Raw genomic sequence first — 12,855 nt, 5'->3', positions numbered from 1 at the left:
TGGGTGCAGTGGTGTGTGTGGTACAGGTGTTGTGCTGGGGCTGTGGACGTGGGGTCTGGCGCCTGGCGCGGAGCGGGGTGGTGTGCGGGTTCGGGTGCGGGCGCGGGTGCGGTGTCGTCCGGGCCGTTGCTGGCGGCTGTCGTCTCGGCGGGCGCTGATTCGACGGGCGTCGCCTCGACGGGCGTGGGCACGCCGGCGACCTCGCCGGATGATGCGGTGAACGGTGTCGTCGGTGCCGGGGTCACGGGCGATGACGCCGTCGGTACCGGGGTCAGGGGCGACGGGGCTGAGGCGGACTCCGCCGGCGCGGGAGCTGGGCGGGCGGGCGTTGTCCGTGTGCTGGCGGATCCCGCCGGGCGCATGGCCCGGCGGAACGCCGCGAAGTTCGCGATGGAGCTGCGGCGGGCCCGGTGCGAGCGTGGACGGGTGGTCGTCGGCGCGGCGGCCCGGCTGGTGCTGGCGGTGAGGGACTGGCCGCGGGCCCGCTTGGGCAGGGTGATCCGCGCGGTCACGGCGCCCGCGTCCACGGCACCGAGCCCGCCGACGGCGCGCAGCGTGCCGCTCATCGCGAACGTTCCCGCGGTGCCGAGATCGGCGGTGGTGGAGACGTCCCCGTCCAGAGCGCGACGGGGCGTGCCCTGGACGTCCGGTGGCAGGTTCCTGGTGGTGCCGCGGTGCTGGAACGCGCCGTGCCCGCGGGTCGGCAGGGATCCCTCGGCCGTCGCGGCGAACGGCCGGTCGGTCCGCTCGGGCTGGTCGGTCCGCTCGGGCTGGTCGAATCGCTCGGGCTGGTCGGTCCGGTCCGCCCGGTCGGAACGCCGTGGCGGGAGGCTGAGGCCACGTAGGTCGGCTCCGCCCGCCGGCCCGGTGCGCGGGACGAGAGTGCTCGCCGCCGCCGCGGCGGCGGGCGCGGGGGGCAGGGCCCGCGGGGCCCTGGCCGTGACGGTGGTGCGCAGGCCGGTGGTGGTCGCGTCGGTCGTGTCCGCGAGCGCGGGCGGGGGCTCCACGGAGCGGGGGGCGGTGATGAGCTGGCGCGGGATCATCAGGATGACCCCGGTGCCGCCCCGGGACGAGGGACGGAAGGACACGGTCAGGCCGTGCTTGCGGGCGAGGACGCCGACCACGGCCAGTCCCAGGCGTGTGCCGGAGAGAGTGGTGAGGTCGAGCGCCTCCGCGGAGACCGCGCGCTCGGCTCGGGCCAGTGCCGCCTGCCCCATGACCAGGCCGCCGTCCTCGATCGTGATGACGACGCCGGTCTGTACCTCCTCGACGTAGACGTGCACTTCCTCGGAGGGCGGGGAGAAGCTGGTGGCGTTGTCCATGAGCTCGGCCAGCGCATGCATGACGCCTTCGGCGGCGTAGCCGACCACCGCCACCGTGCTGGTCGAGTGCAGCCGGATCCGCTGGTAGGCGCTGATCCGTCCCATCGCCCCGCGCAGGATGCTCTCCATGACGATCGGCTTCGTCCACCGGCGGCCGGAGCGCCCGCCGGTGAGCACCGCGATGCTGTCCGCGAGCCGGCTGGCCTGGGCGGTGAGGTGATCGAGCCGCAGCAGGTCGCCGAGGACCTCCTCGCTGTGCCGCTCCTCCATCGCGCGCAGGTCGGCCAGCATGCTGGTGCTCAGCGCCTGCATGCGCCCGGCGGCGCTCGCGCAGGCCGCCATCGCGGCGGATCGCATGCGCTCGCCGCGGCTGACCTCCTCGGCCACCGTGCGCAGGATGTGCAGGTGGGCGTCGTCCGTGCCGCGCGGCGCCTCGGCGAGGGCCGTCTGGACTGTGGTGCCCTCACGCAGACGGGTGACGACGAGGGGGAGAACCTCGCGGGAAAGGCGCTCGGTGTGTGCGGACGAGGTCCTGGCCCGCGACTCGAGGGTGACGATCCGGTTACGTAGCTCGCGGGCGAGCTGGCGGTTGCGGACGGCCATGACGGTTGCCAAACCGACGATCATGGCGGCGACGCAGGCGCAGAACAGCACCGGCCCGCGCGCCCCGGCGGGCGAGGAGGCAGCAGTGGCGAGGCCGATGAGCATCACGGCGAGGACCGACGCGACCGGCGGCCCGATCAGCTCACGCGCGGTCGGTGGCCGCTGCACCTGATGACGAGCGATTGCGTGTTCTGACATCGATCAGGTCCTCGTCGTCGGTGGTCGGTGGCTCAGGACCGGTCCGCCGCGGTCCGAAACAGCCACGGTGAATGCATTCGGCCGCAGCGTGTTCCCGACCTGACCGGTGGCCCCGGAGCCGCTTCCGGGGGGCGCCCCGGAATCCCGATGAAGCGTCCCCGGCCGGTCACAGGCGCTTTTGTTCCAACGTCTGCCGCCGGCGTGGACGAATATGTCTCCCTGGCCGTTCCGCGGTGCATTCCGGTGCTGGTGAGCACCGGTTTGGAGCCCGTCTTCGGCCGTGCTGACCGCGTCGATCTTCGCCCCCTCGCCGTCGCCCCGATGCGCCGCTGCGTCCGGGTCGGTCCCGAGCCGAAACCGAACCATCAGTGCAGGTCATATGCGCGTTGCACATGCTAGGGACAGGTCGGACGGGTTGCCTGGCGGGCGCTTCGGCCCCGCGACGGGCGATAGCCGAAAGTGGTATCAGAGTGTTTCCGTTGTGTTTCTGTAGTGATGGTGGATTGGTTCTGTTTTGCTGGAATCCCGCGCGATCGCCCGGATCGAACGGCCACGGCCGCATGCGGAGTTGACAGTCTGGCATTCTTGCTGGCCGCTCTGGCACGACCGTGTTGTCTGGCGGCTAATCTGGCGACCTGTTTACGCCTCGACCGGCCGCGCCGCTTATGTGCTAAATTCGTTCTCAGTTTCCGCCGACCACGCCACGGGCGGGGCCGCGGCGACGCGGGATTCGCCTGATCCAGGCACAATTCGGGCGCGGTTTCGGCGGGTGGGGTGACCGCGGGCACCTCTGGACGGGGGTACCCGGGCCGGTCCGGAGGAGCCTCGAGCGCCCGAGGTCGGAGGGTTCGGCTGTCGCGTGTCAAGCGTCGTGCGTCCGCGCGGCGCGGCGTGTCGCCGGTCGGAACACCACCTGCGGTCGCCCCCCGGTTGGCTCAGGCGGGCGGCAGGGGCGTCCGTGCGCGGGCTCGTGTGCCGGCGCCCGTGTTACCGGGGTGGGCCTTTCGCGCCGATTCGGCGGCGGCGCATAGTCTGACCGGGGGCGTCCTTCGGCGCCCGTCGCCGGCGGGAGGTTGGATGGGTCCGACGGGCGCGAGCCCGAGCGCGTTGCCGGAGCCACTCGCCGGATCGGTGGCCGTCACCACCCCGGAGTCCGCGCTCGACAACCCGGTCTGGGCATCGCTGTCAGGCGTCCACGCGCATGTCGCCATCGCTCACGGGCGGGCGGCGCGCTACCCACCCGAGATGTCGCCGTTCGCGGCGGTGAGTGACGACAAGGACCCCGACGCCTGGGGAGACCTCGCCGCGCTCGTCGGGCCCGGGGCACTGCTCGGCTTCGCCGGCCTCAAGTCGCTGCCGCCGCCCGGGTGGGACGTGGTGACCGCGGTGCCCGCCGTCCAGCTGCTGGGTGATGATCTGGCGCCCCGGGCCGACCCGGAGGCGGTCCGGCTCGGCGTGGCGGACGTCCCGGAGATGCTCGACCTGGTCGCGCGGACCCAGCCGGGGCCGTTCGGGCGGCGTACCGTCGAGCTCGGCACCTACCTCGGCATCCGCCGTGGCGGCCGGCTTGTCGCGATGGCGGGGGAGCGCATGCGCTTCCCCGGCCGGACCGAGATCAGCGCCGTGTGCACCGATCCGGCGCACCGCGGCGAGGGGCTCGCCACCCGGCTCATCCTGGCGACGGCTCTGCGCGTGCACGCCCGCGGCGACCGGCCGTTCCTGCACGTCGTGGTGTCGAACATGGATGCGATCCGGCTGTACGAGGCGCTCGGTTTCACCGCGCGGCGGGAGATGTCGTTCGTCCAGATGCGCACGCCGCTGGCCTGACGGGCTGCCCGCAGATTTCGCCACCATGGCGGTGACAGAATCCTGGCGGTGCAGGTAGCGTCCGATGTGTCCGCGCCTGTTCGGCGCCCGCCGCCGGGCCCGCCGCCGGGTCCGCCCATCGAGAGCCAGGTCGACCATGACTGTCCATGACTTCACCGTCGAGGCGACGGACGGCGCCCCCCGCCCACTGCGTGACTTCGCCGGCAGGACGCTGCTCATCGTCAACGTCGCCAGCAAGTGCGGCCTCACCCCGCAGTATGAGGGCCTGGAGGCGCTGTACCGCGAGCTGAACGGGCGCGGCCTGGAAATCCTCGGCTTTCCGTGCAACCAGTTCGCCGGGCAGGAGCCGGGCACCAACGCCGAGATCCAGGACTTCTGCTCGACGAACTTCGGCGTGACCTTCCCGCTGTTCGCCAAGATCGAGGTCAACGGCCCCGGCGCGGACCCGCTCTACACCTACCTGCGGGAACAGGCCCCCGGCGACTTCGGGCCCGACTCCGGCTTTCTTTTCGAGCACATCCAGCGCTCGCGGCCCGAGGCGATCGGAACCGACGAGGTGAAGTGGAACTTCACCAAGTTCCTGGTGGACGGGGACGGCAAGGTCGTCCGCCGCTTCGAGCCGAACGTCACGCCCGAGGAGATCCGCGGCGAGCTCGACTCCGTTCTCGCCTGAGCCGGTTCTTCGGAACCCCGAGCGGATTCCGAAGAACGGACAGGCAACAGACGGGCAGGTAGGTCGCCGCCCGGCTCGGCCGGGCGGCGGACCGCGGGCACCCGTCGGCGCGGCCGGGCTACGGGCGGGCTACGGGCGGGCCCTCACCTCACCGAGCCGGGTGACCGTCGTCCTCCGCATGTCCACCTGCTCCCCGCAGTGCGCGCAGACGCACCGGGGGCGCAGCTCCGCGCCGCACTCGTGGGTCCACACCGTCGGCGGCGGGCCGGTGGTCACGTACCGGTCGCCCCAGTCCATGAGGCCGAGCAGCACCGGCGTCAGCGCCCGGCCGGCCTCGGTGGCCGCGTACTCGTGCCGCGGCGGATGCTCGCTGTACTGCTTCTTCTCCAGCACACCGGCCTCGACCAGGGTGCGCAGCCGCGCTGCCAGGATGTCCCGACTCGCCCCGGTGTTCTCGACGATCTGGTCGAACCTGCGCACCCCGAGCAGGATCTCCCGCAGGGTGAGCAGGCTCCACCGCTCGCCGACGACAGCGAGCGCGTTCGCGATCGAGCACTCCCGCGCGGTTCGCCCCATCGTCGGCCTCCTCGCCCGGCCGCGCCCCGGCGCCGGGGCGGCGTGGGCTGCCCGGGGCCGGATCGGCCATGGTCCATACGAAAATCAAACTTACCACCCCCGTAGCCACCTTCCGTTCTCCGGCGCTGCCGATGATGTGGGGCGGGACCTTCGCGCAATCCGCCGGCGGTGCTTGCCGTAAAGCATTGTGCAAGGTCACGCCCTCGACGGGCGACGGAATGCACGGGAATTCCCAGGTGGCCCGGGGCGATGGTCGCCGAAAGCGTTCCGGTGATTCTCGCCACCGCGATGATCGGCACGTGCCGAGTGGGCCCAGAGTCCCCCATACTGATACATGTCGGGCGACCGGAGCGCCGCTGGCGCACCGGTCAGCCTGGTCGGCCCTGGGGTGGGGTGGAGCCGGCCGCGCATTTCTCGCGGGATGCGCGGCCGTCTTCGGCAGGGGTTTTCCGCAGCGCAGCGGTCCCGGTCGGCTCCGCCGGCGGGGAAAGACCGGTGCGGGCCTCCCGTCACCGGCGGAAAAGGCCAGTCGGCACCGTTCCCAGGGCGCCGGGAGGCGCGTATTCGTCCCAGATCACGCGGTACCTGCGGGATCTGGGAGAAAACCGGAGAACCGGGCCGCCACCATCGGGGGACGGGAGGGGACATGGCTCACGTCGAGGACCAGAGCGAGCTGATCACCTGCATTGTCGAGGAGGTGGCAGAGCTTCTGCCGCCGCAGGCCCCCCTCGGGTACTTCTCGCATCACAACCCGCTGCACGCCCTGGAGGAGCTCCCGTTCTCGCGCGCGGTCGAGCACGCCTCGGCGATGCTGGGCACGCAGGCCTTCCAGACGGAGGAGTCGTTCGCCGCCCACCTGTCCTCCGGCCGCATCCTGGCCCGTGACCTCGTCGCCGTTCTGGCGCAGCACGACAGTTCCGCCCCGGCGATCGGGGGCACCGGCACCCGTCCTGGAACCGAGATCGTCCCGGGCGGGCCCAGCTGGGACGACTTCCGGCTCGCCCGGCTCGGGCTGTTCGTCGACGTCCCCCGTGCCGCCGGGGTTCCGTGGCGGCTGTCGGACGGCGGGGAGCTGCGTGAGTTCCACCCGCTGGTCTCCGCGGCGCGCCGCGACGAGCTGACCCGGCAGGCCCGGCGGCGCTTCCCGTCCGAGCGGCGGCGCACCCGGCTGGGCCGCACCACCGCACGCGCCGCCCTGCGGGCCCGGCTGCTGACCGAACTGTGGGCCGACCTGGCGCGTCACGCCCCGCCGGCCGTCCCGCGGCCCGCCCTCCCGCGCCGCCGCGACCAGCTGCTCGAGCGTTTCGGCGTGGACGTCGACGAGGCTGTCCACCCGGTGCTGACAGCGCTGTGCGCGGCCTTCCTCGACCAGGGGATGGCCGCCTGGGACCTGCCGCATCGCGAGCAGGGCCTGCTCACCGCGTTCCGGCACCTCTACGGCACGATGGGCGCCCCTCACGACCCGCTCTGGGCCCTGCTCGGCGGCCATCTCCGTCAGCAGCTCCGGGGCGACTGGTCGGCGCCGCGGACGGTCGCCTGGGCGCTGTGGTCGCTGGGCGTGCCGGTGCATGCCTGGGCGGGCGCGATACGGGCAACGCTGGTGTCGCTGCGCGGCTGGGCGGGGATGGTCCGCCAGTTCGAGTGCCACCCCGACCGGGCCCCGTCCCAGCCGGCGCCGGCGCGCCTCATGGACTATCTCGCCGTCCAGCTGACGCTCGAGGCGGTCGCCACCCACAACCTGCTCGGACGCCTCGTCGGCCCCGATGCCGGCCCCGAGGTCCTTGGCCCCCTCGGCCTCCTTGGCCCCGGCGCGCAGAGCGGGGCGGACCTGGAGCTGGTCTACGAGGCGTTCGTCCTCGCCCAGATCATGGACGTCGACACCGAGCTGCTCGGCGACCCGCGGTGGGCGGGGGCCTGGCTCGGCGCCGTCGCCGGGCTCGGGCCGCGGGAGCGGCGCTGGCTGCTGCACCTCGCGTACGAGCGGCGCTACCGCACCCAGATCCTCGACGCCCTCATCGCGCACGACCAGCGCCTCCCCGGTATCGCCCCGCCCGCCGACTTCCAGGCCGTGTTCTGCATGGACGAGCGGGAGGAGTCGCTGCGCCGGCACCTGGAGGAGATCCACCCGCGGGTCCGCACCTTCGGCGCCGCCGGATACTTCGGTGTCGCGATGGCCTACCAGGGCCTCGACGACGTCCGCCCGCGGGCGCTGTGCCCCGTGGCCATCACGCCCGACACCCTGGTCGTCGAACGTGCCGTGGAGGCCGGCGAGGTGGCGGCCTACGAGCGGTCACGGCGCCGTGACGCCCACCGCCACCACATCCTGACGGCCGCCCGCGGCCGCTCCGGACGTCCCGCCGGGTACGCCGCGGTGGCCGGGCTCGCCGGGCTGGTCCCGCTGGCAGTCGGCGCCGTCGCGCCGAGGAGCGCCGGTGAGCGGGGCCGGCCGCGGGCCAGCGATCACCGGGCCAGCGATCACCGGGGTGACGATCGCCGGGACGGCGAGCGCCCGCGGACGCGCCTCGCCCTCGAAGCCGCCGAGACGGCCGAGGCCGTGGAGACGGTCGGCCTGGTGCCCGGTGTGGGCTCGCGTCCGCTGCGGCCGGGGTTCACCGTGGCGGAGATGGCCGAGATCGTCGACACGCTGCTCACGACGATCGGCATGACCGGTCCGGCAGGGCCACTTGTCTTCGTGATCGGGCACGGCTCGTCCAGCGTGAACAACCCGCATGCGGCGGCCTACGACTGCAGCGCCACCGGCGGCGGCCGCAGCGGCCCCAACGCGCGGGCGTTCGCCGCCATGGCGAACCACCCGCGGGTCCGCGCCGAGCTGGCGCGCCGGGGACGCCCGATCGGGCCGGGCACCTGGTTCGTCGGCGGCCACCACGACACCTGCGAGGGCTCGCTGGCCTGCTATGACACCGACCTCGTGCCCGCGCACCTGCAGGCCCCGCTCGCCCGGGCCACCGAGGCGCTGCGGTCGGCCGTCGAGCTCGACGCGCACGAGCGCTGCCGCCGGTTCGAAACGGTCGGGCCCGACGTGGCCGCGGGTGCCGCGCACGCCCACGTGCGGGGGCGCTCGACCGACATCGCCCAGTCACGCCCCGAGTACGGGCACAGCACCAACGCCACCTGCGTGATCGGGCGGCGCTCGCGAACCCGCGGGCTGTACCTCGACCGGAGATCCTTCCTGGTCTCCTACGACCCCACCACCGATGCGGACGGGTCGGTGCTCACCCGGCTGCTCCTGTCCGCGGGGCCGGTCGGTGCCGGCATCAGCCTCGAGTACTACTTCAGCCGGGTCGACCCCACCGGGTTCGGCGCCGGGTCGAAGCTGCCGCACAACATCAGCGGTCTGGTGGGCGTCATGGACGGGCATGCCTCCGACCTGCGCACCGGCATGCCCTGGCAGTCGGTGGAGATCCACGAGCCGATGCGGCTGCTGGTGATCGTGGAGGCGGAGCCGGAGCTGCTGGCCCGTGTCGTGCGGGACAGCCCGCCGCTGCGCAGGCTCGTCGACGGTGGCTGGATCCAGCTCGTCGCCTGGGATCCGTACTCGCCACGGACCTGGGTCCACCGCGACGGCGGTTTCGAGGCGCACGAACCGGAGAGCCTGCGCCTGCCTGTGGTGGCCCGTTCGGAGCACTACTACGCGGGCCAGCGTGACCATCTGCCGCCCGCGCACGTCCTCGCCGCCTTCGGCACACCGGTTCCCGAGCGGATTCCCGAGCCGGTTCTCGACCCGGTTCCGGAGCCGGTTCCGGAGCCGGGCGCGGGCGGGCGCCGTCAGGCGGCGGTCATCCGGCTGCCCGAACAGGCCCACGAACCGCGACCGGTCCGGCAGGACAGTTCATGACCGGCGACCCGGCAGGCGGAACCTCCGGTGGGCTCCTGCCCGCGGCGCTGGTGACCGCGGTCGCCGCCCCCGCCGTCGCCGTCACGGCGCTCGCCGGCCTCATGTGGTTCGGCCGGGCCCGGTCGGAGCGGCTGACCAGGGCCGTCGTGGCGTCGTCCTTCACCGTCGTGGCCCTCGCCTGCGCGGTGCTCGCCGGCGGCATGCTCCTCACCGGCCACGAGTCGATCGGCGCCGAGGCGGGTCCGTGGTTCGGCGCCGGGGAACACACGTTCACCTGGCAGCTGAGCGCGGACGCCGTCTCCGTCCCGTTCGCGCTCGTCGCCGCCGTCCTCGTCGGGCTGACGGGCGCGGTGTCGGCCCGCTACCTGCACCGGGAGCCCGGCTTCGCCCGGTTCCACCTGCTTCTGCTGCTGTTCGGCGGCAGCGTCGAGCTGACGGTCCTGGCCGGCGACCCGCCGGCGCTGTACTTCGGGTGGGAGCTCGTCGGGCTGACATCCGCGCTGCTCATCGCGTTTTTCGTCGAGCGGCGGGCGCCGGTGCGCCACGGCCTGCGGGCCTTCCTCACCTACCGCGCCGGCGACGCCGGTCTGCTGGTGGCCGCGATCTGGATCGGGCAGCTCGCGAGCTCGCCCGACGGCGGTGACCCCGCGCACGCCGACGGCTGGGACGCCATCCTGACCGCGCCGGGTGTGGTCGCCCACGCGACGGTGCTGTCCTTCCTGCTGCTGGCCGCGGTCCTGGCCAAGTCGGCCCTGATCCCCGTCGGCGGGTGGCTCCCGCGGGCGATGGAGGGACCGACCCCGTCCAGCGCGGTGTTCTACGGGGCGGTGTCCATCCACCTCGGCCCCTACCTGCTGCTGCGCGCCGAGCCGCTGTTCGCGCACGCTCCGGCCGCCCGCGTGGCGGTGGTTCTCGTCGGGGCGCTGACAGCCCTGCACGCCACCGTGGTCAGCCGGGCCCAGAGTGACGTCAAGAGCGGGCTGGCCTACGGGTCGATGACCCAGGTCGGGCTGATCGTGGCCGAGATCGGGCTGGGGCTGCACACGCTTGCGCTCACGCACATCCTCGTCCACGCGACGCTGCGTTGTGCGCAGATCCTTCGCTCACCCAGCGCGCTGCGCGACAGCCAGCGCCTGGAGCAGGCACAGAGTGGTGCCCCCACATCCGCATCCCAGCCGGGACGGATCACGCCCGCGCGGTGGCAGCCCCGGCTGTACCGGTACGCGTTCGAGAGGGGAGACGCAGACGTGGTGCTTCGCCAGGTCGGAGGAGCCGCCGCGCGTGCGCTGACGGCGATCGACCGCTGGCAGCGGCAGGCTGCCGGCATCATCAGCGGGGGGAACGGCACCGCCCTCGCGGCCGCTCACTCCACCACCGCCACCACCGCGGCCGCGGCCGGGCAGGTCGGCGCCGCCAGCGGTCAGGGTGGTTCCGCCGGCGGGCCGGAACCGGTCCACGGGGACTGGTGGCCATGGGCGACGACGGACACCGTGGTGGCACCGGCTCCGCCGCCGGCTGAGCAGGCACTGCCGGCTGAGTCGACACCGCCGGCTGAGTCGACACCGCCGAAGGCCAGCAGCGGGTCGCTGGACGGTGGAGCAGCGCCACAGCACTCGGCACCGGTGACGACGTCCCGCCCGGTGGAACGCCGCGCGCAGGAGGGCTCCGGGCCCTACGGCGCGGACTCGTACACCTTTGAAACCACCTCTGAACCTGAAACCACCTCTGAACCGTCCCCATCGGCGTCGGCCCTCGCGGCGCACCAGATCCCTGGGCAGCCGGGTCCGCTGGCGGTCTCCCGTCCGGGAGCCGTTTCCCGACCCGGAGACCCGCCGGGCCTGCCGGAGACCACCCGGCCATCCGTGCCGCCCCGGCTCCCGGTGCCGCGCCCGGCGGTGGACGATGTCGCCGTCGCCTCCCGCCCCGCCGCCGGACCCGCCTCCGTCGAGCCGGTCGACGCTGATCCCGCGACGGTCGAGCTGGTGGCGGTCGATGGGGTGGCAGCCGAGCTGGTGGTCGAGCCGCCGGCGGAGGATCCCGGGAGGCCTGATCCTGCCGCGGCCGATCCTGCGGTGGCGGAGTCGGTGAGGGCAGCGGACGTCCGACCCGCCTGGCCGGAGAACGAGCCCCCGCGGCGCCTCACCGCGCATCGTGACTCGGCCGGCGGGGGGACCCGCCCGGCGCTGCCCGCGGAGGACCGGCCGCGCTTCCCGACCGACGTCCGCCCTGTCCGGCCGCGCGCGGGCGGGCCGTGGTGACGCTGGCGGTCGCCCCGCTCGCCGCCGCGACTGCCCTGCTGGCGGGTTCGGCCGCGGTGCGCCGGGCCCCCGACGCCCGGGCCGCCCGGGCGGTCGCGACCGGCTGCGTCGCCGTGACGGCCGCCGCCGCTGCCGCCGCGATGGTGGCGGAGCGCGTGGTCCCGCCGAACGGCGTGACCGGGGCGGTGCTGTTCGCGTCCGGTGCCGGGCGCTGGATGCCGCTGGTGACCCTGCTCGCCGGCCTGGCCGCGACGGCGCTCGCCCCCGTCCCGTCCCATAATCGCCGCACGTTCGCCCGGATTCTGCTCATTCTGGCCTGCGGCACCGCGGCCACGGCGGTGACCGCACCCGCGGCGGCTGTCGCGTCCTGGGCAGTGTCCGCCTTCGTCGTCTGGCGAGAGCTTCGCGACGGCTCGCCGGCCTCGGCCGACGTCCTCCCGGCGGCTTTCACCCACACGGACACCGACACCCACACCGGCGCCGTGGGCGAGGGCGAGGGCGAGGGCGGACGCGGGGCGGGTCGGCGCGGCGCGGCGCGGCTGTTCGGGTTGCATCACCTGCTGGGGGTGGGCGCCTGCACGAGCGGCCTGCTGCTGGCCCACCGGCCGGGAACGACCGCGCTGGCCGCATTGCTGGTCACCGTCGGTGTGGGTGTCCGTCAGTGTCTCCTGCCGCTGCACCTGTGGCACGACTCTCTTGCCCGGGCCGCCCCGCCGGGGATCCTGGTCGCGTTCGCGGCGGGGCCGGCGGGGCTGCTGCTGCTCCCCGAGATCACCGCGGCACTGCCCGCGGGTGGTCCGGCCGGCTCCGGCCGGTCCGGGGGGTGGGGTTGGGACTGGGGCTGGCTCGCCGTCGCCGCCGCTCTGGCGACGGCGCTCCTGGGAGCCGGGCTCGGGCTCGTCGCGCGTGACATCCGTACCGCGCTGGCCCAGGTCAGCCTCGCCCTGACCGGCATCGTGACCTGTGGTGCGCTGGCCGGGTCCGGGCTGGCGCAGGCCGGAGCGGTGGTCGCCTGGCAGGTCGGCGCGGTTGCCACCGGCGGCGCGGTCATGATCGCAGCGGCCACGGAGGCCCGCCGCGGCCCGATGGCGCTGCCCGGCCAGGGCGGTTGCTTCGCTCGCACCCCGCGGCTGGCCGTGGCGTTCCTGCTGTTCGGGCTCACCGCCGTCGGCTACCCGGCGACGGTCGGCTTCATCTGGGAGGACCTGCTCCTCGACGGTGTCGGGGGCTGGTTCGTCCCGCTGGCCGGCGCCCTCGTGCTGGCCGTCGCCGGCTCCGGCGCAACCGTCATGAAGTGGTACTTCGCCGGCTACACCGGACGTCGTGACCATCTTGGCGAACACGACCTGACGACCCGCGAGTTCCGGGCCGTCACCCTGCTGCTTGCCGTGCTGCTGCTGGCCCAGGTGCATCCGGGCCTCATCCTGCCCCGGTACTGAGCCTCGCCGGCAGGGGTACGGCCGAGGGCGGCCGGGAACAGGGACAAGGTGGTTCTGGACGAGACACGGCGGAGCGGGGCCCGCTGATGGACGTCACGGGCTG

At 74.0% G+C, this 12,855-nt stretch carries 7 protein-coding genes; 5 read left to right on the top strand and 2 right to left on the bottom strand.

What is annotated here, in order from left to right:
• The coding region (locus AB1460_RS19755) for an ATP-binding protein (RefSeq protein WP_368963139.1) at positions 1–2,123 on the bottom strand (2,123 nt) is incomplete at its 3' end.
• 1,077 nt (positions 2,124–3,200) lie between these two features.
• On the opposite strand from AB1460_RS19755, the gene AB1460_RS19750 reads away from it, so the two are divergent.
• Entirely contained in the window at positions 3,201–3,950 is a 750-nt protein-coding gene (locus AB1460_RS19750) for a GNAT family N-acetyltransferase (protein ID WP_368963138.1), read from the top strand.
• 136 nt (positions 3,951–4,086) lie between these two features.
• Positions 4,087–4,623: a glutathione peroxidase gene (locus AB1460_RS19745; protein WP_368963137.1), complete on the top strand. Its 537-nt coding sequence runs from the start codon at positions 4,087–4,089 to the stop codon at positions 4,621–4,623.
• Between the two features lie 129 nt (positions 4,624–4,752).
• On the opposite strand, the gene AB1460_RS19740 is transcribed toward AB1460_RS19745, so the two are convergent.
• Positions 4,753–5,199: a winged helix-turn-helix transcriptional regulator gene (locus AB1460_RS19740; protein WP_368963136.1), complete on the bottom strand. Its 447-nt coding sequence runs from the start codon at positions 5,197–5,199 to the stop codon at positions 4,753–4,755.
• Positions 5,200–5,845: 646 nt separating this feature from the next.
• Here AB1460_RS19740 and AB1460_RS19735 point away from each other — a divergent pair.
• Genes AB1460_RS19735 through AB1460_RS19725 form a run of 3 tightly spaced genes read left to right on the top strand, consistent with a single transcriptional unit; the run spans position 5,846 to position 12,752 of the window.
• Positions 5,846–9,055: a DUF2309 domain-containing protein gene (locus tag AB1460_RS19735; protein ID WP_368963134.1), complete on the top strand. Its 3,210-nt coding sequence runs from the start codon at positions 5,846–5,848 to the stop codon at positions 9,053–9,055.
• The gene (locus AB1460_RS19730; protein ID WP_368963133.1) at positions 9,052–11,313 is read left to right on the top strand and encodes a proton-conducting transporter membrane subunit; all 2,262 of its coding nucleotides are present in this window, start codon (positions 9,052–9,054) and stop codon (positions 11,311–11,313) included. The genes AB1460_RS19735 and AB1460_RS19730 overlap by 4 nt, the downstream gene beginning before the upstream one ends.
• Positions 11,307–12,752 (top strand): proton-conducting transporter membrane subunit, encoded by a 1,446-nt coding sequence (locus AB1460_RS19725; protein WP_368963132.1) that lies wholly within the window; start codon positions 11,307–11,309, stop codon positions 12,750–12,752. The genes AB1460_RS19730 and AB1460_RS19725 overlap by 7 nt, the downstream gene beginning before the upstream one ends.
• Positions 12,753–12,855: the final 103 nt, after the last annotated feature.

This window comes from Parafrankia sp. FMc2, assembly GCF_041008525.1.
Lineage (GTDB): Bacteria > Actinomycetota > Actinomycetes > Frankiales > Frankiaceae > Parafrankia.
This window is presented reverse-complemented; position numbering and strand designations above follow the sequence as displayed.

Bases quoted from the DNA above. Each gene is read 5' to 3' on its own strand.
- AB1460_RS19750 (WP_368963138.1), top strand. From the start codon at position 3,201: ATGGGTCCGACGGGCGCGAGCCCGAGCGCGTTGCCGGAGCCACTCGCC.
- AB1460_RS19740 (WP_368963136.1), bottom strand. From the start codon at position 5,199: ATGGGGCGAACCGCGCGGGAGTGCTCGATCGCGAACGCGCTCGCTGTC.
- AB1460_RS19735 (WP_368963134.1), top strand. From the start codon at position 5,846: ATGGCTCACGTCGAGGACCAGAGCGAGCTGATCACCTGCATTGTCGAG.
- AB1460_RS19745 (WP_368963137.1), top strand. From the start codon at position 4,087: ATGACTGTCCATGACTTCACCGTCGAGGCGACGGACGGCGCCCCCCGC.
- AB1460_RS19730 (WP_368963133.1), top strand. From the start codon at position 9,052: ATGACCGGCGACCCGGCAGGCGGAACCTCCGGTGGGCTCCTGCCCGCG.